The organism is Halomonas sp. NYA30 (assembly GCF_976980765.1).
Genome location: NZ_OZ334477.1, coordinates 3,119,001 through 3,138,822, shown reverse-complemented (window position 1 = coordinate 3,138,822; position 19,822 = coordinate 3,119,001). Strand labels below are relative to the sequence as shown.

The following is a 19,822-nucleotide window of genomic DNA, read 5'->3' as shown; positions in this document are numbered from 1 at the left end:
CCCTGTGAGAAATCCGGGCTAGAACCGGTTGTGTCGGTTTTAATCCTCCAACCCACTAACCCTCATAACCGCCCGCGTCACCGCCTCATTCAATATCCCGCGCTTGGCTTCGATCAGCGTAAGCCAATCGCGTGCGCGGGTGATGCCGGTGTAGACCAGCTCGCGGGTGAGGATGGGGTTGGGCGTTTGCGGTAGCAGCAGGGCGGTGTGCTGAAACTCGGAGCCTTGGGATTTGTGTACCGTCATCGCGAAAACGGTTTCTACTGCGTGTAGGCGGGAAGGCAGCACCCAATGGATGGGGTTTTCTGGGTCGCTGGTCGGAAAGGCGACTCTTAATAATGACCTACCGGAAGAGCGGGGATCAGGCACCGCCATTGTGATGCCGATATCGCCGTTCATCAGTTTCAGGCCGTAGTCGTTTTGGGTGACCAGCACCGGGCGGCCTTCGAACCAGCCTTTCTCTAACGTGTGGTCGTTGCCGAACAGCAGCTTTTCGCGGCGCAATGTTTTGGCGATGCGCAGGTTTAGGCCTTCTACGCCCCACGGGCCTTTGCGTAGCGCGCACAGTAGCTGAAAGCGGCTGTAGGCGCTCAGCACTTGCTTCGCCCAGGCATCGTAAGCGTCGCCGTTCTCTTCAAACGGCAGTGTCGTATCAGGCCGTTCACTCGCTAGGGTATTCAGGTAGTGCTGGTAGCCGGTGGGCGGTGCAATCGGCTCGCCCTTGAAATTGGTGCGGCCTTCGCCTGCGTTGGGAAAACGTTCCGGGCTGCCGGTGATCACTAGGCGCTCCAAGGCGCTGTCTTTGTTTTGCGCGTCTGGCTTTAACACTAAGTGGTGTAGGTCGGCGTAGCCGTTATTGAGTACGCCATGCACGGCTTGGTGTTTATCCCGTTCCCGCAACGCCTCACTTAGCGGCTGGTTAATCGCCTGGGCGAGCTGGCCGATGCCGCTTGTTTCAGTAAAGCGGTGGCTTACCCGCAGCATGGTAATGGCTTGGTCCAGCGGCTGGCCGTCCGGGTCGATTAATGCCTCTGGCAGCGAGTGGTCGGTGAGTTCGGCCAGCCATTGCGCCGTGGTGGGAGTGTAGTGGGCGGCGTCGGCGCGGCGGCATAGGTCGCCCAGCACGGCGCCTGCTTCCACGGATGCCAGCTGGTCTTTATCCCCCAGCAGCACTAGCTTGGCGCTGGCGGGTAGGGCGCTTAGCAGCGCCGTCATCATTTCGATATCCACCATTGAGGCTTCATCCACCACAAGCACATCCAGCGCCAGCGGGTTGGCGGCGTTGTGGCGGAAGTGGCGGGTGTCGGCGCGGGCGCCAAGTAGCCTGTGAATCGTGGTCACTTCCGTCGGAATGTCGATTACGTTCGATGAGGCGGTGGCTGAGTGCTCATCTAATAGCGATTCCAACCCGCTAAGGGGTAGGTCTTTCACCTGCCCGGCGATGGATTCATTCAGCCGTGCGGCGGCTTTGCCGGTGGGGGCGGCCAGGCGAATGCGTAGCGGGTGGGCGTTGGGCTGGGCCAGTTGCAGTGTTTGCAGCAGGGCCAGCAGGCGCACCACGGTAGTGGTTTTGCCGGTGCCGGGGCCGCCGGTGATGATCGCGAAGGGGCTGCGGGCGGCTAGTGCACAGGCGTTCTTTTGCCAATCCAGGGTGTCGGTGGCGGGAAATAGCGTATTTAGTGCGCTTTTGAGTAGTGGGCTATCCGCTTCGTTACCGGCGCTAACTCGGATGGCGATTTCCTGGTGTAGGGTTTGCTCGAACTGCCAGTAGCGGCGCAGGTAGAGTTTACTGGTGTTGTCGCTGTGGCTCACCACCAGGGGCGTATTGCCGGGGCCGTCGCTGATCAGCGTGGGGTGGTTGAGCGGGGCCTGCCACTCGGGCAGCGTTAGCGTGGCCAGTACATGGCTGGGCAGCGGCGGCGGGTCGTTCAGGTCGTCGCCTTCCGGCGGCAGCGAAAGCGCAAAATCCGGCGCTTCCAGCGTAGCGGCTATATCCAGGCACACATGGCCACGGCCAAGCTGGTGGCTGGCTAGCGCAGCGCCCAGCAACAGCAGCGGCGGGGCGTTATGGGTTTCGCGGTCGAGAAAGCGCACCAGGGCCAGATCCAGATCCCGCAGCCAGCCACGGGAAACCCAGCGCTCACACAGCAGGAATAGCGCGTCGGTGTCGCTTAGCGCGGGGTGCGGCTGGGTAGCACTGGCGGCTGATTCTGTCGGTGGTGTTACCGATGCGGTTGAATCAGGTGCAGCGGGCGGCGCGTCATCGGCGAACAGGTCTAGATTCATGGACTCGTTCTTGGAAGCCGTGTCTCGCTTACTCATGCCAGTGCCTCCTGGTTGCTTGCTGCTGACGCTGTTGCTGAGCCTGTAAACAGTGCATCCATCGCTTCGATCAGCGCGACCGGCGCGGGCACGGCGTGTACGCCGCGGGCGGTGGTGCGGCTGCCGCGCAGAAACACCGTCATCGAGCCGCCCAGGTGTTGGTGCGGGTCGTAGTCGGGCAGGCGCGCTTTCAGCAGCCGGTGGAGGGCGAGCATATACAGCGCCGCTTGCAGGTCGTAGCGTTTTTCGAGCATGGCATCGCGCAGGGCGTCAGCGGTGTAGGCGCTGTCGTCGCTGCCCAGGTAGTTAGATTTCCAGTCGAGTACATAGAAGCGGCCTTCATGCTCAAAGGCGAGGTCGATAAAGCCCTTGAGCATGCCGTTGAGGGTGTCGGCATCCAGTACGGGGCGTGATACCCCTGGCAGTAAGTGGTCACTGACCAGCTCATCCAGCTTGCGCGTTTGTACCTGGTGTGCGGCAAACCAGAACTCCAGTTCTACCTGATAACTTTCGAGTTCACATAGCGCCACTTGGCTGCCTTCGCTGGGCTCTGTCAGGGACGGGGCCAGTGACAGAGAGTGAGGCAGGGGAAGCGGTGTGGCGAGCAGTTCTTCCAGCCAGCCCGCCAGGGTGTCGTGCCATGCCTGCCAGCCGCGCAGTTGCACGCGCCGCCGCAGCATATCTTCCCGGGCGGCGGGGTCTTCTAGCGCTTTGTTGAAGCCTAGCTGGCCCGCCCACTCCAGCAATCCATGCAGGAAGGTGCCGGGGCCTGGGCCTCGCGGAAACCGGTGCAGGTGAAACGCTTCGGTGTTGATGGCGTTGTCGTGGGGTTCATCTAGCACTTCCAGGGTGGTGGCTTCCTGGGGGGTGGTGGGTTCTGGCGTGGGCGTTGGCTGCGCCGCCCCTGGCAGCGTTTCAGAAATGGCCCCTGAGGTGCGCAGCGCCGAGTAGCTGGCGATCCACCACTGCTCACGGGCGGGGCGCAGCGGGGTGCGGGCGTGGCCCAGTGCCTGCTGTTCCGGCGCCGGGGTGAAGCGCAGCGTAGTGGGTTCCGGGGCGGTACTTAAATCGATATCGCTGCCTTTCACCAGTTCGCCTAGCGCGTGGGTAAACGCGCTGGGGGCGATGGCCTTGCCGCCGTTGATCAAGTGGCCGATGGCGCTGTTCTCGCTGCCTTTTAGCGGCGCCAGCCCGAGCCAAGTGGCGTGACGGGCACGGGTGAGCGCGACGTAAAGCTTACGCAGGTCTTCGCCGAGGCGTTCGCGGTCGGCGGTGGCCAGCGTGGCTTCATCAGCGCTTAGGCTGAGTTGCAGCGTGCCGTCGCTATCGTGCCAGCGCAGCGGCAGGTCGGTGTCGCTGACCGGGCGGTGGTTGGCGATAAACGGCAGGAACACCAGCGGGTACTCCAGCCCCTTGGATTTGTGAATGGTCACGACCTTGACCAGATCGGCGTCGCTCTCCAAGCGCAGCTTGTGGCTGTCGCCATGGCTATCCGGGTCGGCAATGGCTTCGGCCAGAAAACGAATCAGCGCGTGTTCGCCATCCAGTTCCTGGCTGGCGTGCTGCAGCATTTCACCCAGGTGGAGCAGGTCGGTTAGCAAACGCTCACCCTCGGCGAATTCGCCTAGTAGCCGTGCGGCGATATCAAAATCGACCATCATTCGGCGCACCAGCGGCAGCACGCCCTGCCGCTGCCACAGGCGGTGGTAGTCGCTGAACTGCTCGACCCGCGCTTCCCAGGCCAGTTCGCTCTGGTTCAGGTAATCGAGTGCTTCAAGGCTCAGCCCCAGCACTGGCGTTGCCAGGGCGGCGCGCAGCTTGGCTTCCGCCTGGCGCGAGTTGGCCTGGGGCTCGGCGCAGGCGCGCAGCCAAATGGCAAGCTGCGGGGCAATGGGGGAGCTGAACACCTTGTCGTGATCGGAAAGGTAGACGCTCTTGATGCCCCGGCTGGCCAGCGCCAGTCGAATCGCCCGCGCTTCCTGCAGGCCGTTGACCAGTACCGCCATGTCCGAGGGGGCCAGCGGAGTGAGTGATTGCTCTCCGTTATCGTTGCTGTCCTTGGCAAAGCCCGCCTGCTGGTGGCGGCCTGCTTCCAGTAGCGCGGCCATGTGCGAGGCGCAGCATTCGGCCATCTCCGTTTGGTAGGCGGTTTTGGAGAGCGGTTCTTCACACTCCAATGGCCATAAGGTCATCGCTGGTATTGGTTTGCCGTTGAGTACCAGCGTTTCCTTGGTGCCTTTGGCTTCCACCGGGTTAAACGGCAGCGGGTTGTCGCCGCCATCGGCACGGAACAAAAAGGCACCGGCATCGTGCTGGTCGGCGTAGTGAAAGCAGTGATTGACCGCGGCCACCATCGAACTGCTGGAACGGAAGTTGGTGCCCAGCGTGACGTGGCGGCCATCGGTGTCTTGGCGGGCCTGCAGGTAGGTGAAGATATCCGCGCCGCGAAAGGCGTAGATCGCCTGCTTGGGGTCGCCAATCAGCAGGATGGCGCTGTCGCGCCGGGGCGTTGCGACGTCATACACGGCGTTGAAGATGCGGTACTGGATCGGGTCGGTATCCTGGAACTCGTCGATCAGTGCCACGGGGAACTGGCGCTGAATCTGCGCGGCCAGGGCCTCTTTGTTGGGGCCTTTCAGGGCGCGATCCAGATGGGTGAGCAGGTCGTTGGGGCCCATCTCGGCGCGGCGTTCCTGTTCGCGCTCCAGGCGGGTGCGACACCACTGCACGGCGTGAATCAGCAGGTCGTTGCGTGGCTCGGGCAGGGCGTCCAGTGCTTTCGGTAGCTGTGCCAGCGCTTCCCAGGCTTGTGGGCAGGGCGGTGCGCCCTCTTTCCAGATATCGGCCATGCCGTCGGGCGTCATGCGTTTCCAGGCGGCGTCGGTGAGCGCCGGGCGGTCGGCCTCCGTGTCGCACCACTCGCGCAGTGCGCCTAGCCAGTTGGCGCGGCTTTTGGCGTTGAAGCTCTGGCCTTTGAAGGCTTTGCGTGTGGCGGCGTCTTCCAGGGCGGGCACCAGTTCGTCCAGCCAGGCGGCCCAGGGGGCTTTGAGTTCATTGAGTTGGGCGATGCGTTCGGCCTGGGTGGCGGCCAGGGTCTCGCTGGGTTCGGGCTTTTCGTCGCCCAGCGCTTCGCTTTCGGGCAGTAGCCGTTGTAGCGGGGCGTGCAGGTCGTCCGGTGATTTCCAGTAGCGGGTGACAATGCCGAGGGCGTCGCTGTCCAGCGGGTAGTAGAAGCTGCGCCAGTAGTCGCGCACCACTTCCTGTTCCAGTTCGCGCTGGTCGTTTTCCAGGTTGAGAGAGAACAGGCTGCCGCTGTCGAAGGCATGTTCGCGCAGCATCCGGTAGCACCAACTGTGGATGGTGGAAACCGCGGCTTCGTCCATCCATTCCGCGGCTAGCGCCAAGCGCCGCGAGCAGGCGGGCCAAGTCGCAGGGTCGTATTGGTCGCGGAGTTCTAGGAGCAACGGATCTAGTGCAACCGGGGCTTCCCCGGCGGCAAGCCTACGTGGAGGCGCTGTGAACCCATCCGTGGGCGCTACATTCAACATCCCTGTTGAATGACCTCCACTACGGCTTGCCCCCGGCGCCCCTCCTTCTTCGTCCTCTGCTCGGAATACGCCTGCTGCTTCTACCAGTCGGTTGCGGATTCGTTCGCGTAGCTCTTGGGTCGCGGCGTTGGTGAAGGTGACAACCAGAATTTCCGGCGGCGTGAGCGGGCGGATAAACGCGGTGTCGTCGTCAACGCTGTGGCCGCCGAGTACCAAGCGCACGTAAAGCAGGGCGATGGTGAAGGTTTTGCCGGTACCAGCGCTGGCCTCTATCAGTCGGCTGCCGTGGAGCGGGAGGCTCAGAGGATTGAGTGGTGCTGGCTGGCTCATAAGAAAAGGCTGTCAAACTCAGCTGAAAAGTCAGGGCTGGCGGGGTAGATACTGAGTTGCTCAGCGTTCCAGGCCACAAGACGTTGAGACGTCACTAAAAGTATGTCAGCGAGCTCGTTCAGCAGATTGAAGTGTTCGGCTATCTGTTCGTAGTCGGTCGAGTAGTCATGTGCCGCGATATTGCGGATGGCGCGGCAGCGTTGCCAATCACTTGTCGCGTTAATTACGCCTTGTTTTTCAAATAGAGCCAGTACCTTGAGAAAGCTGTCAGTGGATTCACCGGCAAGCAAAGCACTGTGCCGCATAGTAGATGCTATCGAGTCTTGCAGCTTGGCAAACCGCTCATTAATGGCGGCAAGGGTTTCGAAATAATCCACATCTTTTTTGTGTTCTGCCAACCACTCACCGTCAATCGGCCAGGTAATTTTGTTGCGTGACTGTTGTAGAAACCAAGCACAGCGTTGGATCGCTTCCAGCAGTTGCGCAAGATAGCGTTGCTGCTCGCTGAGAACATCATGACTCATGCTGCTTCCTCACTATCGATCGGGCGTGACTGTGCCAAGGCGATTGCTTGGAAGGGCGTGGGTTCAGCCGTCGAGGCATAGGCCACTATATCCACAGGCAGTTGGAGGCGCTCTTCAAGTGCCATTTTGAGTTCGGCACGGCTAAGTAGTGGTATTGCGGTCTGGGAGATCAGTAGCAGGTCAACATCGCCGCCCCGCTTGGTATCATCCAGCCGCGAACCAAACACCTGGACTTGCACAGAAGGCTTAATGAACTCGCGTACGCTCGAAAGAATCGTGTCACGCTGTGATTGAGTAAGACGCATCAAGACAGCTCCTAGACTGTATGAGAGCCCCGCCACCTGATAATCTTGTCGCCGAGCCACTCTTGGTGCAATGAGTTTACGCTACCGGCGGCTTCGGTTCACTCTAACGATGGGATCTCATGCTGACATCGCTGCTGGATAATGACTTTTACAAGATCACGATGCAGAACGCCGTGATCAAACGCTTTCCCTATGCCCAGGCGCGCTACGCCTTTATCAATCGTGGCGAGCACGAATTTCCTGATGGTTTCGGTGCTGCGCTGCGCCGCGAAGTGGATCAGATGGCGACGCTGCGCCTGAGTGATGAGGAAAAGCGCTATCTCGAAACGACGTGCCCCTATCTCGACCCTACCTACCTCGATTTCCTGGCCGGGTTTCATTACGACCCTGCCGAGGTGATTATCGAGCAGCAGGGCAGTGACCTTTCGGTGATTATCGAAGGGCCCTGGTACCGCACCATTCTGTGGGAAGTGCCGTTGATGGCGCTGATCAGCGAGCTTTGGTATCGGCTGCGTGGTGTGTCGGTCACCCATGAGGCCGATGCGATGATCGAACAGCGCGCCCAGGAGAAGATCGAACTCTACCGCCGTCTTGGGTTGAAGATTGCCGAGTTCGGCACCCGTCGGCGCTTCTCGTTCGATGTTCATGACCGAGTGGTGGGCGCACTTTGTCACAATGGTGGCGAGGCGTTCAGCGGCACCAGCAATGTGCTGCTGGCCATGCGCCATGGGGTTAAGCCGATCGGCACCCACGCCCATGAGTGGTTCATGTTCCACGGCGCCCGCTTTGGTTTCAAGATGGCCAACAGCCTTGCCCTCGAGCATTGGGTGGATGTGTATCGCGGTGATCTGGGCATTGCCCTGACCGATACGTTTACCTCGCGGGCTTTCTTCGACAGCTTCGATAAGAAGTTCGCCAAGCTGTTCGATGGCGTGCGCCATGACAGCGGCGACCCGATTGATTTTGCCTCCCAGACCATCGCCCACTACGAGCGACTGGGCATCAACCCCTTGAGCAAGACGATCATCTTTTCCGATGCGCTGACGCCGGAGAAGGTCGAGCATATTCATGCGTTTTGCAAAGACCGGATTGGTATGGCGTTCGGCATCGGCACCAACTTCACCAATGATGTGGGCGTCGAGCCGATGAACATGGTGATCAAGATGGTTGAGGCGCGTCCGGAAGGGCAGCAGTGGCTGCCGGTGATCAAGCTCTCCGATGTGCCGGACAAGCACACCGGCGATCCGGAGATGATCTCGCTGGCGAAGCGGGTGTTAACCCTGGGCTGGAAGAGCCATTAGGCTTGTCAGCCTTTAACAGCACGATGCAGCGGTGAATAGAGCGTTTCGGTTAGCGTGGCGAAGCCGTGACCAAGGGCTCGCTCTTTGAATAGCCTTTCAAAGCTCGGCCACTGGTGGGAAAGGTAGGCGCTTTGGGCGACTTCGCCGGTTTGGAAGCGGCCCCCTTCGTAGGCGGTTTCGGCGGCGGCGTAGGCATCGCTGTCCGGTTCGGATGCCGGTGTGCCTAGCTTCGCCAGCCAGGCGAAAGCGGACTGTGGCGCCAGCGGTAGCGGGGCCTGCATGCCATCGCACCAGGCGCTTAGCAGGTTTTGTAGCTGGTAGCGGGCGTTCTCGGCTTCTAGTGGTTCCAGCCGCACATGGCCCGCTTTGGAGAGTAGTTGGGTGGTCATCGGGCGCTCACTATTGCCCGCCAGATGCGCAACCCAGGGCCGCAGCAGGTGTTGCCAGCGGTATTGACCACGGCCGCGCCCCTGGCTGACCAGGCTGCTGCTAAGCAGTAACAGGCGGCAGCGGTTGCCCGCTTCATCCTGGCGCAGTTCCCCCAGCCAATCCTCCAGCGCTACCTTTTCTTCAGTTCTCTCAACGACATGCACTGCCTGGGGTGCTGTTACCACGTGTGGCCACTCTTGCAGCGCCTCTTCGTAGGCGCCAAACAGTGCCTCCATCGGTTCCGCCAGCGCTTCGCGCATCCGCTCGCCAAATGCTCCTACGGCCAGCACGCCCTGGCCCTTGAAGCGTTCCAGTGCTGCGTGCAGTGCTTCCATACGCGGTTGGCCGTTATCCACGGCGTGGCGCTGGGCGGCGATTAACTGATCCTGTAGTTGCCAGTTCTGTAGCCCATCCAGCGTGAAGGGCTCGACATCCAGTTGGGTAAGCGCTTCCTGCTCGAAATAGACCCCTAAGCGGGTGTTGAAAAAGGCCTTCGCGGGGTCGCGTAGAAAGCTGCCTAGTTGGGCCAGGGTTAACGTGCTCTGCTGTTCGCTGTCTGCCTTAAGCGCTGGTGGCTTTGAGCCTTGGGTGCTTTCGCCACTGGGGGTGTGCAGGGCGTGCCATTCGTGGGCATACGTAAACAGCCGTGCTTGGGCGGGGGAATCGCTGGCTTGGGAAGAGAAATAGCGGCGACTGAACGGCTGCAGCGGGTGCTCGGTGGTTATCGCTTCCAGCAGCGGCTCGCCGTTTTGCGTGTGCCAGCCCGCTTCCAGGTGATCGCGCAACTGGCCGACCAGCACCGAGGGCGGCATGGGGTTGTTATCGATCTGGCTGCGGCCGACCCAGCTGATATAGAGCTGTTGGCGGGCGGAGAGCAGCGCTTCCAGAAACAGGTAGCGGTCGTCTTCCCGCCGTGAGCGGTCGCCGGGGCGGTAGTCGCTGCCCATCAGGTCAAAATCCAGCGGCGGCTGTGAGCGCGGGTACTCGCCGTCGTTCATGCCCAGCAGGCACACGTGCTTGAAGGGAATGGCCCGCATGGGCATCAGCGTGGCGAAGTTGACCGCCCCCGCGAGAAAGCGCTGGGAAAGGCTGTGCTCGTCGATTTGCCCGAGCCAGTGCTCGCGCACCATGGAGAGCGGCAGGGGATCATAAAGCGCGGCCTCTTCGGTGCTGTCCAGCAACTGCTGTAGCGCGGTTTCCAGCTTGGTGAGCATCACGCTCTCTTGAGCGTCGTCGGTCAGGAAGTAGGTTTCCAGCAGCTCGCGCAGCCGGGCCACCCAGGTGGCGGTGTCGGTGGGCTGGCAGAAGGTTTCCCAGGTGGTTTCCAGCTTTTCCAGCAGGTTTGCCAGGGGGCCTGCTAGCGATGCTTCCAGCCCGCCAATATCGTCGAATGGCTCGATGCCTTGCCACGCCTCAGCACTGCCTACGGTGTAACCCAACAGCAAGCGACGCAGACCAAAGGCCCAGGTGTTCTGGGTCAGGCCTTCGGGAAGATCAAGCCGGGTACGCTGTTCGGCATTAAGCCCCCAGCGGATGCCCGCGCCCTCGATCCAGCGGCTCAGGGTGGGCAGGTCATATTCATCGATGCCAAAGCGTGCACGCAGCGCGGGCACTTCCAATAGATCCAGCAGGTCACTCACTGAAAGGCGCAGTTCCGGCAGGCGCAGCAGTTTTTCCAGCGCGATCATCATTGGCAGGCGGTGGCGGCTGGCCTGGTCCGAAAGGGTGTAGGGAATGTAACGCGGATCGTCGGGTTTAGCGTTCGCGTTATAGCCACCGAAAGCGGAGCGGTACTGGCCGAACACGGCTTCAATATGCGGCGCGTAGCGGTCGATATCCGGCACCATGACGATGATATCCCGCGGGCGAAGATCTGGGTCTGCGCTAAAGGCTGCCAGTAGCTGATCGTGAAGAATCTCCACTTCCCGCTGGGGGCCGTGGGCGATATGGAACACTATTGAGTCGTCACTGGCCGGGTCTAGCGCGGGCCAGTGAGTTTGGGTTTCTGCTACCGGCCGCAGCTCGCGGATATCGTCCTGCAGTTGGCTGAGCAGGCAGTGGCGCTCTTCGCCACTGAAGGGCTCAAACATGTCGATGCGCAGCGCCTGCTGCTCAAATAACGTTTGGTAGTTGCCTGAGTCGTCGTGTTCGTCGAGCAGGCGCAGGTAGTCGCGGCCCTGTTTGCCCCAGGCGGCCAGCAGCGGCTGGGCGTGGAGGTGCAGGGCGTCGTCGGCATCACCGGTGCCGAGCACATCCAGGGCGTCGGGCATGCCCGCCTTGCGCCGCTGGCGATAACGGCTGGCGCGGAGCAGGTCTTTGTGCTCAATGATATCCGCCCAGTAGTACTGGCAGGGGTTGTGCACGCAGAGCACGATCTGACAGCAGCGTGAAAGCGCGGCCAGGGCTTCGAGGGTTTGCTGGGGCAGTGACGAGATGCCGAAAATGATCAATCGCCGGGGCAATCCGTTCGGGCACGCTTGGCCTTCAAGCTGTTCGGCGGCTTCCAGAAAACGGCTGTGTACCTGGGCACGGCTGCTGTTAAGGCCTGCGTCGCCTTGCGTCATTGCTACATCGTCGCGCAGGGCACGCCAGAGCTCGGGCTGCCACAGCTGGTGCGCTTCCAACGGGCGGGCTTCGCCACGGGCGGTGATCAGCACGTCGTTACCCTTGGCCCAGGCGTCCAGCCAATCGGCGCGATACACCTGATACTGATCGAACAGATCCGCCAATCGCTCGGCCAGTTGGTAGTGTTTACGCTGGTCGCGATCAACCTCTAAAAAGCGCGCCAGCGGCGCAAAGGCTTCCTGCTCGGCAAGGCTGGGCAGCAGGCGCAATAAGCGCCATATCAACCGCGACTTATCGAAAGGCGACGTTTCTGGCACCGCGTGCTCGTCGTGGGTTAAGTGCGTCAACACCGTGCGGTAAGCCTGCCATAGAAAGCGCGCGGGCAGCGTGACGTTCAATGCCGCGGCTATGCCCGCACCGCCCTGGGCCGGGTCTTCCGCCAGCGCCAGCTTTAACCACTGCCCAATGCCGTTGCTCTGCACCAGAATAGTCTCATTCTCCAGCGGCGAGAGCGGGTGTAGGCGCATCCACTCCACCGCCAAACCGCGCAGGTCTTCCAGGCGATTGGCGTGCACGACCATAAAGCCCGGCGTTAACGGCGTTTGTGAGAGCAGCGAGTTTGCAGACATGCACGATGTTCCTTAATGGATGGTTCCTTCACGGCCGGGGCGGAGCGGCTAAGTGTATGGTGCCATAAGTTAAGAGCGCCCGTGTGCATCAAGGTTAGGAACTTTTATAGAGTTCAGGTTATCATGAGTGATAACTTTAGGGGCTGTGCAATGGAATGGCAGGTTGATTTTTACCCAGGCGTTGAGAAAGATATTCTCAGCATGCCACCCAAAATACAGGCCAGAATGCTTCGGTTGCTGGAAATGATTGAAGAACATGGCGCGAACTTAGGGCCACCGCATACAGAAGCGATGGGCGATGGTCTGTTTGAGATAAGAGCAAAAGCGAAAGAAGGTATTGGACGTTCTCTGTTTTGCTATGTGCATGGACAACACGTTGTGATTCTCCATGCATTTGTAAAAAAGAGCCAAAAAACGCCTCGACAGGCGTTAAAGTTAGCTCAATCAAGACAGCGCGAGGTGCAGTCGTGATTAACTTAAAAGCATTAAAAGAGCAGGCGCTGCAAAATCCTGAGGTGAAAGCAGAGTATGACCGTTTGGCACCTGAGTTTGAGTTGGCCAATACGCTGATTACTATGCGTCAGCAAGCAGGTTTAACCCAGGACGAATTGGCAAAGCGCCTACATACTCAAAAAAGTAACATCAGCAGGCTAGAGCGCGGGGACAGCAATCCCGGTTGGAAAACGCTTCAGCGCTATGCAAAAGCCTGCGGATTTGAGTTGTCAGTCCAGGCGCAGCCGCACAAAACGGCTGTTTAATACAAATATCAAACTATGAAGCCATAGGTCGGGTTTCCCATCTTCCCTTGCGCGAACGCCGTGGCATCGCCAAGCTATGCGGATACCGTGAACAACGCTAAGAGAGATTTCTAATGTCAGATTCATCGCAAAACTCCCGTCGTCACTCTGCGCCTGTGGTTGATGGCCCTGGTAAAGCCGCTAGCCGCGCCATGCTGCGCGCGGTGGGCTTTACGGATGCCGATTTCAAAAAGCCTCAGGTGGGCATTGCCTCTACCTGGAGCATGGTGACGCCCTGCAACAGCCACATTAATGAGCTGGCCGAGTTTGCCCGCGATGGTGCCGATGCTGGCGGTGGTAAAGGTGTGATTTTCAATACCATCACGATTTCCGATGGTATTGCTAACGGCACCGAGGGTATGAAGTACTCGCTGGTATCGCGGGAAGTGATTGCTGACTCCATCGAGACGGTGGCGGGCTGCGAAGGCTTTGATGGTTTGGTGGCCATTGGGGGCTGCGATAAGAATATGCCCGGTTGCCTGATGGGGCTGGCGCGTTTGAATCGTCCCAGCGTGTTCGTCTATGGCGGCACCATTATGCCCGGCAAAGGACATACCGATATCGTCTCGGTGTTCGAGGCGATGGGCGCACACTCCCGTGGTGATATCGACCTGATCGAGCTTAAAAACATCGAAGAAACGGCGATCCCTGGCCCCGGTTCCTGTGGCGGTATGTATACCGCTAACACCATGGCCTCTGCGATTGAGGCATTGGGCATGAGCTTGCCGGGCAGCTCCGCGCAAAATGCGATCTCTCAGGAGAAGCGCGATGACTGTAAAGCAGCGGGCGAGGCCGTGCTGGCGCTGTTAGCCAACGATATTAAGCCTTCCGATATCATGACTCGCGAGGCGTTCGAGAACGCCATTACGGTGACCATCGCACTAGGTGGCTCTACCAATGCGGTGCTGCACTTGATTGGTATGGCGCGCACCATTGGTGTGGAACTGACCCTGGCGGACTTTACCGAGATCGGTAAACGCGTGCCGGTACTCGCCGATTTGCGCCCTAGCGGCCACTACATGATGAGCGAGCTGGTGGCGATTGGCGGTATTCAGCCGCTGATGAAAATGCTGCTGGACGCAGGCCTGCTCAACGGCAACTGCTTGACCGTTACCGGCAAAACGTTGGAAGAGAACCTGGCCAATGTAGCTCCTTACCCTGCCGAGCCGCCGATCATCGCTTCCCTCGGTAACCCGATTAAAACGGAAAGCCATTTGCGCATGCTTTACGGCAACTTGGCACCGGAAGGCGCAGTCGCAAAAATTACCGGTAAAGAGGGCACGCGCTTCTCAGGCTCGGCACGGGTCTTTGGCTCGGAAGAAGAAGCCCAGGCGCGCATTAACGATGGCACTGTCGTCGCGGGTGATGTGGTGGTGATTCGCTATGAAGGACCTAAAGGCGGCCCCGGCATGCGCGAAATGCTCACGCCTACCTCGGCGATTATGGGCCGCGGCTTGGGCAATGACGTGGCGCTGATTACCGATGGCCGTTTCTCGGGTGGCAGCCATGGTTTTGTGGTCGGCCATGTGTCGCCGGAAGCGTTCGACGGTGGCCCGCTGGCGTTGGTAGAGAATGGCGATACCATCACCATTGATGCGGAGGCCGATACCATTGAGGTGGACCTGTCTGACGAAGAGTTGATGCGTCGTCGCGCAGCGTGGAAGCAGCCAGAACCCCGTTATACCCGCGGCGTGCTCGCCAAATATGCACGTCTCGTTAGCTCTGCCAGTACCGGTGCGGTAACAGACCAAGAGTAACGATTTATTGGTGGTTGTCATCAAGACGTCAAGCGCAAGGCTTAGCATATAAGCCTTGCGCTTTTTTATTGGGTAAACGGTGAGGATGGATGGTGGAGCAAACGCAGACAAGCAGGCGCATAGGCGAGGTGTTTTGGGCATTCTTAGCGCTGGGATTAACGTCTTTTGGCGGACCGGTGGCACATCTGGGGTATTTTCGTACTGCCTTTGTGGAGCGGCGTCAGTGGTTAAGCGAAAGTGCCTACGCTGATTTGGTGGCGCTGTGCCAGTTTCTGCCCGGCCCGGCGAGTAGCCAAGTGGGGTTTGCGCTCGGCTTACTGCGCGCTGGCCCTTGGGGCGCGGCCATGGCGTGGCTGGCCTTTACGCTGCCTTCGGCGATTATTCTGCTGCTGTTCGCATTGGGGGCTGCGGTGCTGGATGGTCCAATCGCCAGCGGTATCATCCACGGCTTAAAAGTGGTCGCGGTAGCGATCGTGGCCCATGCGGTGTGGGGGATGGCACGCAACCTCTGCCCGGATAAAACCCGTGTAGGAATCGCCTTGGCCGCTGTGTTCACGGTGGTGGTGGTAAGCGGCCCGCTGGGACAGGTCGCCGCGATTGTATTGGGTGGTTTAGTGGGGCTGACGCTGTGCCGGAATAGTGCCGCCATAGCAGAAAGCGCACCGCTGCATTTTCCGGTTTCCCGCCGAGCAGGCTTGGTCGCGTTGGGGCTATTCGGCGGGTTGCTGATTCTGCTGCCACTGATGGCGGGCGGTGCTGTTTGGCTTAACGTGATCGATGCTTTTTATCGTTCAGGTGCGCTGGTATTTGGTGGTGGGCATGTGGTGCTGCCGCTGTTAGAAGCCGAGGTAGTACAGTCGGGCTGGATAACACCGGATGAGTTCTTGGCAGGCTATGGCGCTGCCCAGGCGGTGCCAGGGCCGCTATTCACATTTGCGGCTTATCTGGGCGCGCTTCTGCCCGGCATGAACGCGGTAGTGGGCGCTTTGTTGGCACTGCTGGCAATTTTTATCCCAGGGTTCTTGCTGCTGGTCGGCGTGCTGCCGTTTTGGAACCAATTTCGTCGGTGGGGCAGTGCTCAGGCGCTAATGCGCGGTGCCAATGCGGCGGTCGTGGGCATTTTAGGCGCAGCACTTTATCAGCCGGTATGGACCAGCGCGATCATTGGGGCAGAAGAGTTTGTGCTGGCGCTCACCGGGTTCTTGCTGTTAACCGTATGGAAGCTGCCCGCTTGGGTGGTGGTCTTACTGGTAGCGCTCGGCGGGATATTTATCGCACCGTGAGCAATGCAATGTTTTCTGTCATCGCGAGCGAAGCGATCTCAGGGTTGGGGACGTGAAGAAAAAGCTTTTAGGCAGACCGCCGGGAGGCGGCCTGTCGGTTGGAGAAGCGGTGGGAAAAGCAGAAAAGTGTCTGCTATGGCGCCTCCAGCTCTAAGGTGCGACGCAGGGCGTGAAGTTCATCCACTCCCAGGTGCTCTAGCCTTCCGGCGAGCAGGTCGCTAATTTTCTGAACGGGAAGCCCTGCCCGACGGGCAATTTCTCTGCTTCCTAAGTCTGATACAGCGATCAGACGCGTGATAATACGCATTAATCGCGTACGTTTTTCTAGTTCCCTGACATCGAGGTCAGGGCTGCTTCGCGGAGGATCTAGCTGTTCCGCAGTGGCAGTTGCGCGTGCCGTGCTCATGTGGCTCCAACAGTCTGAAATGACAAGGACACAATGCCGCCAACTCGTGCGCATTTCAATGCCTATTTTGATGAAAATTTCACGATTTCTGCAAAGCCCGCAAACGCGCTAGCTCTGGTAAACTAGGCGCCTTCCTATTTTGCTGTGTACCTGGGCCGGTACACGCCGCTTTTTCAATTTAGTATCGCTTTTATAGGCCGTTGGGCCGAGGAGTTTTGCATGTCGTCGAACAGCACACCCAAGGTGGGCGTGATCATGGGTTCTAAGTCTGACTGGCCGGTCATGGAGCACGCTGTCTCCATGCTGGAGCGTTTGGGCGTGGCCTATGAAACCCGCGTGGTCTCGGCGCACCGTACGCCGGACCTGCTGTTCGATTATGCCAAGGGTGCGGCCGAGCGCGGCTTACAAGTGATTGTGGCGGGTGCTGGTGGTGCTGCTCACTTGCCCGGCATGGTGGCCTCGCAAACGCCGCTGCCCGTGCTCGGCGTGCCGGTGGAGTCTAAGGCGCTTAAAGGCTTGGATTCGCTGCTTTCGATTGCGCAGATGCCGGGCGGCATTGCGGTGGGGACGCTGGCGATTGGTAAGGCGGGCGCCACTAACGCAGGCTTGCTGGCGGCGCAGATTGTTGGCTTACAAGATGCCACTGTGCGCAGTGCGGTCGAGGCGTTTCGCGCTGAGCAGACCCAGAAAGTACTCGATAATCCGGATCCGCGTCCCGATCCAGAAGCAGAATAAGGAGGCTGTCTATGAATATCGGTGTACTAGGCGCAGGCCAGCTAGGCCGTATGCTGGCGCTAGCGGGTTATCCGCTGGGCAATCGCTTCACTTTTTTAGATACCACGGGTAACCCCAGTGCAGGCATTGGCGACGTCATTGTCGACCCTAATAACCAGCACCTGGCTGAGTTTTTAGCCAAGGTGGATGTGGTGACTTACGAGTTCGAGCACCTGCCGGTGCAACTGGTACGGGAAATTGAGCAGCACAAGCCGGTTTACCCGAGTAGCCGCGCCATTGAAGTGTGCCAAAACCGGGTCGAAGAGAAGACGCTATTTGACCGCTTGGGAATTCCGACGCCTGCTTATCGTGTGGTGGAAAGTGCCGAGCAGCTTGAAGCCGCCGCCCGCGAGCTGGGCTGCCCGGTAGTGGCTAAATCGGTCACGGAAGGCTACGACGGTAAAGGCCAGGCAGTATTGAAACAGCCTGAGCAGGCGGCAGATGCATGGGCCGCTATTGGCCATTCGCAGCTAGTCGTTGAAGCATTTGTCGATTTCGTGCGCGAAGTCTCGATGATTGCCGTGCGCGGTCGTGATGGCGAGGTGGTGTTCTACCCTATGGCGGAAAACCAGCATGTGGATGGCATTCTGCGCTATTCCGTTGCGCCGCTGCCGGATCTGGATGCTAGCGTTCAGCAAACCGCCGATAGCTATATCCGTGCGTTGTTGGATGAGTTGGATTACGTGGGGGTGCTGGCGTTAGAGCTGTTTCAAACCCGCGATGGCAGCCTGCTGGCCAATGAAATGGCCCCACGCGTACATAACTCCGGCCACTGGACGATGGACGGCGCGGTGACCAGCCAGTTTGAGAATCATCTGCGTGCTATTCAGGGCTTGCCGTTGGGCGATACCCAGGCGATAGCCCCCACGTGCATGATTAATGTAATTGGTCGTGAGGGGGATAATGCGGCGATCCTGGCGCTTACAAACACGCACCTGCATCGCTATGACAAAGCAGAACGTGCCGGGCGCAAACTCGCCCACGTCAATATCCTGGCACCCAACCATGCCGAACTGCTTGAGAAAGTTCGCGCCTGTAGCGCTTTGTTGCCCGATGCTCCCCCTCCAGATCTCAGTTTTTCAATCAAACAGTAGTGCTCCAAAGCCGCCTGCCCCGCAAGCGGCTTTTTTGCTTACTTAATGGGTCAGTAGTTGACCGAGTACGCAACTTATATCGCTAAAATTGCCTAAATGCGCTAAAAAGGAATCACAAAAAAATCAGCTTACTAGGCTGAAACCAATAGCACTTTTTCATTAGGCGGGTAGTCGGTATGTCTCAATCCTCAACTACGAGGACTGCGTCGGGGATGCGTAGTGGTTTCCAGCGCGATCATCATGTCACCGTAAAACGCTTACACAGCGAGAAAGTACGCCTTCTGTACGATAACTTATGGCAGCCCGTGCTTAGCAGTGTGTTGGCAGGCATGTTGTTAGTGGCTGCCATGTGGCCGGTAGTGGCGAGCTGGATACTGCTGACCTGGCTTGCCGTCTTGACCTTTGTGTCGTTGGCTCGCCTTGCCTTGGCTTACTATTTTAGCCGCTTACCCGCGCAGCAACAGCAGCGCCGCCGCTGGTTACATCGGTTCAGCATTGGTGCGATTGCGGCTGGCTGCGTGTGGGGTTCTGGTGGGGTATTTCTGTTTACCGGCGAAAACCATGGCCAGGTAGCCGCGCTTTCGATTGTCCTGGCCGGTATTGCCGCTGGCGGCATCACAACGCTTTCTGCCGTATGGTGGGTTTCGCTTGGCTTTGTGTTGCCGATTATACTGCCCTTGCTGGTGCAGTTTTTGTTGTTAGGGTCATCACTGGCAATTCTCATTGGCGCCATGCTAAGCCTATTTTTAGGCCTGATTATTACTACCAGCCGACGCCTAAGTCGCATTATTCACGACAATATTGCCCTGCGGGTGAGTATGTCTGCTCGCGAAGTGCAGTTGCAAGAAAGCGAAAACCGCTACCGCTCTATCTTTCAACGTTCGCCGCTGGGCGTGCTGCATTTTGATGAACATGGCCAAGTAACGGACTGTAATAGCAAACTGCTGGATATCCTGGGTGTTAACCGTGCGCAGTTGCTCGGCTATCGCATGTTATCCCATTCGGCGGATAGCAGAGTGGCAAAGGCTGTGCGCAACGCACTGGCCAAAGGCACTGGCTATTACGAAGGAACCTACTATCTGCCCAAGGCTAGCGCGGGAACGCCCCTGCGCGCCTTCTTCAATGGCGTACATAGCGCGGGTAACGAGATGGTTGGCGGTGTAGCGATTATCGAAGATTTTACCGAGCGTAAGCGCGCCGACGCGATTATTTACCGCCAAGCCTACTATGACTCACTCACTGATTTGCCCAATCGTCGCCTGTTTATTGAGCGATTAGCTGCCCTCTGCCATGAGAAGCAAACTGAACAGCAGGGCGGTTTGTTGATGTTTTTAGATTTAGATCGCTTCAAGCTGATTAACGATACCTGGGGGCACGCCACCGGGGATGATTTGCTGGTGCAAGTAGCCCGCCGACTAGAAGGCTGTCTGCGCGAAGGCGACATGGCCGCACGGCTTAGCGGCGACGAGTTTGTCCTGCTGGCGCTGCTTGAAGAAGAGGCCGAGGTAGATATGGAAGCCGCTGCTGAGGCTTATATGTGCGCTGTTCAGCAGGCACTCTCTGAACCTTATCGGCTTGAAAGCCGCTGGGTGGAGGTAACGCCCAGCATGGGATACACCTGCTTTATGGCCGCTGATTGTGACGATGAAGAATTGCTTAAGCAGGCCGATATTGCGATGTACCGCGCCAAAACGGAAGGGCGAGCACGCCTACGCCGCTTTAAGCCCTGGATGCGGGATGCCATGCATTAAAGCGGCG

The 19,822-nt window shown here is 59.1% G+C and carries 14 protein-coding genes; 8 read left to right on the top strand and 6 right to left on the bottom strand.

All coding sequences use genetic code 11. From position 1 onward, the window contains the following. Window positions 1–39: 39 nt before the first annotated feature. Genes recD through ACWI0H_RS14595 form a run of 4 tightly spaced genes read right to left on the bottom strand, consistent with a single transcriptional unit; the run spans window position 40 to window position 7,029 of the window. A complete protein-coding gene (recD, locus tag ACWI0H_RS14610; protein WP_485876240.1) occupies window positions 40–2,286 on the bottom strand; it encodes an exodeoxyribonuclease V subunit alpha in 2,247 nt (748 codons plus the stop codon). Window positions 2,287–2,318: 32 nt separating this feature from the next. Next, window positions 2,319–6,200, bottom strand: a complete 3,882-nt coding sequence (gene recB, locus ACWI0H_RS14605; RefSeq protein ID WP_485873787.1) for an exodeoxyribonuclease V subunit beta — start codon at window positions 6,198–6,200, stop codon at window positions 2,319–2,321. After that, window positions 6,197–6,724: a hypothetical protein gene (locus ACWI0H_RS14600; protein ID WP_101147781.1), complete on the bottom strand. Its 528-nt coding sequence runs from the start codon at window positions 6,722–6,724 to the stop codon at window positions 6,197–6,199. The genes recB and ACWI0H_RS14600 overlap by 4 nt, the downstream gene beginning before the upstream one ends. Continuing rightward, window positions 6,721–7,029 carry a nucleotidyltransferase domain-containing protein gene (locus ACWI0H_RS14595; RefSeq protein WP_350359386.1) on the bottom strand — a complete coding sequence of 103 codons (309 nt, stop codon included), beginning with the start codon at window positions 7,027–7,029 and terminating at the stop codon, window positions 6,721–6,723. The genes ACWI0H_RS14600 and ACWI0H_RS14595 overlap by 4 nt, the downstream gene beginning before the upstream one ends. A gap of 119 nt (window positions 7,030–7,148) precedes the next feature. Here ACWI0H_RS14595 and pncB point away from each other — a divergent pair, with 119 nt between their 5' ends. Next, window positions 7,149–8,330 carry a nicotinate phosphoribosyltransferase gene (pncB, locus tag ACWI0H_RS14590; RefSeq protein ID WP_008958936.1) on the top strand — a complete coding sequence of 394 codons (1,182 nt, stop codon included), beginning with the start codon at window positions 7,149–7,151 and terminating at the stop codon, window positions 8,328–8,330. Window positions 8,331–8,335: 5 nt separating this feature from the next. Here pncB and recC read toward each other — a convergent pair whose 3' ends face one another. After that, on the bottom strand, window positions 8,336–11,953 hold the full coding sequence (gene recC / locus ACWI0H_RS14585; protein WP_485873786.1) for an exodeoxyribonuclease V subunit gamma: 3,618 nt from the start codon (window positions 11,951–11,953) through the stop codon (window positions 8,336–8,338). A gap of 123 nt (window positions 11,954–12,076) precedes the next feature. Here recC and ACWI0H_RS14580 point away from each other — a divergent pair, with 123 nt between their 5' ends. The 4 genes from ACWI0H_RS14580 (at window position 12,077) to chrA (ending at window position 15,790) form a co-directional block, all read left to right on the top strand. Then, the gene (locus ACWI0H_RS14580; protein ID WP_485873785.1) at window positions 12,077–12,424 is read left to right on the top strand and encodes a type II toxin-antitoxin system RelE/ParE family toxin; all 348 of its coding nucleotides are present in this window, start codon (window positions 12,077–12,079) and stop codon (window positions 12,422–12,424) included. Continuing rightward, window positions 12,421–12,711, top strand: a complete 291-nt coding sequence (locus ACWI0H_RS14575) for a helix-turn-helix domain-containing protein (protein ID WP_350359384.1) — start codon at window positions 12,421–12,423, stop codon at window positions 12,709–12,711. The genes ACWI0H_RS14580 and ACWI0H_RS14575 overlap by 4 nt, the downstream gene beginning before the upstream one ends. Before the next feature lie 113 nt (window positions 12,712–12,824). Continuing rightward, window positions 12,825–14,507, top strand: coding sequence for a dihydroxy-acid dehydratase (gene ilvD / locus ACWI0H_RS14570; protein WP_485873784.1), 1,683 nt, complete (start codon window positions 12,825–12,827; stop codon window positions 14,505–14,507). A gap of 89 nt (window positions 14,508–14,596) precedes the next feature. Further along, entirely contained in the window at window positions 14,597–15,790 is a 1,194-nt protein-coding gene (chrA, locus tag ACWI0H_RS14565) for a chromate efflux transporter (protein WP_485873783.1), read from the top strand. Between the two features lie 133 nt (window positions 15,791–15,923). Here the strand turns inward: chrA and ACWI0H_RS14560 are convergent, their stop codons facing one another. Next, complete coding sequence (locus tag ACWI0H_RS14560) at window positions 15,924–16,196, bottom strand: XRE family transcriptional regulator (protein WP_008958942.1); 273 nt, start codon at window positions 16,194–16,196, stop codon at window positions 15,924–15,926. A 219-nt stretch (window positions 16,197–16,415) separates the two neighbouring features. Between ACWI0H_RS14560 and purE the strand changes: the two genes are divergently transcribed. From purE to ACWI0H_RS14545, 3 genes are all read left to right on the top strand, one after another. Next, entirely contained in the window at window positions 16,416–16,931 is a 516-nt protein-coding gene (gene purE, locus ACWI0H_RS14555) for a 5-(carboxyamino)imidazole ribonucleotide mutase (RefSeq protein ID WP_008958943.1), read from the top strand. An 11-nt stretch (window positions 16,932–16,942) separates the two neighbouring features. Continuing rightward, window positions 16,943–18,064 (top strand): 5-(carboxyamino)imidazole ribonucleotide synthase, encoded by a 1,122-nt coding sequence (locus ACWI0H_RS14550; RefSeq protein ID WP_008958944.1) that lies wholly within the window; start codon window positions 16,943–16,945, stop codon window positions 18,062–18,064. Between the two features lie 212 nt (window positions 18,065–18,276). Continuing rightward, window positions 18,277–19,815, top strand: coding sequence for a diguanylate cyclase domain-containing protein (locus ACWI0H_RS14545; protein WP_485873782.1), 1,539 nt, complete (start codon window positions 18,277–18,279; stop codon window positions 19,813–19,815). The last annotated feature ends 7 nt before the right edge of the window (window positions 19,816–19,822 follow it).